This is a genomic window from Desulfogranum marinum (genome assembly GCF_016918565.1).
Classification (GTDB): domain Bacteria; phylum Desulfobacterota; class Desulfobulbia; order Desulfobulbales; family Desulfobulbaceae; genus Desulfogranum; species Desulfogranum marinum.
The window spans coordinates 1-419 of sequence record NZ_JAFFQD010000170.1 but is presented as its reverse complement, the minus strand read 5'-3'; the positions used below and the strand labels follow the sequence as shown (position 1 = coordinate 419).

Below are 419 nucleotides of genomic sequence, written 5' to 3'. Positions count from 1 at the left end.
CCCCGCGCACTCACCACAGCAAGTACTTTTTAAGGAGAGCCAGGAAATCGATCAATCAATCGCATCATCAACTGCCTAAACCATAGCTCGGTGTCGTGGGTTTCTGGGGCCTTGGCTCAGCGGTCTCAGAGAGCGCTTCGAGTTCCTGCGCCATCTTGACCGGATCTCGACCTACTTGCCCTGGCGAATGATCCTGAATAACTTGGCCTGCTTTGCGAGGTGCCCAGCCATCCTCAATAATTTGCTTCATTGAATCCTTCTCCACGCCCCTCCACTCGACGCTAGACGCATTTCCGGCCACTTTGGACAGATAGTCCATGGCTATTCTTGCAAACGTGGCCACGGGGCCGCTCATGCGCAATAGTGAGGGTATTGCGGATACTCTCCGTTCAATCTCTGCCCGCCATCCTGTTTTAACT

General features: G+C 53.7%; 1 protein-coding gene. It reads right to left on the bottom strand.

The window, feature by feature from the left end; genetic code table 11:
* Positions 1-67: 67 nt before the first annotated feature.
* A complete protein-coding gene (locus JWH17_RS23355; RefSeq protein WP_205225105.1) occupies positions 68-265 on the bottom strand; it encodes a hypothetical protein in 198 nt (65 codons plus the stop codon).
* Positions 266-419: the final 154 nt, after the last annotated feature.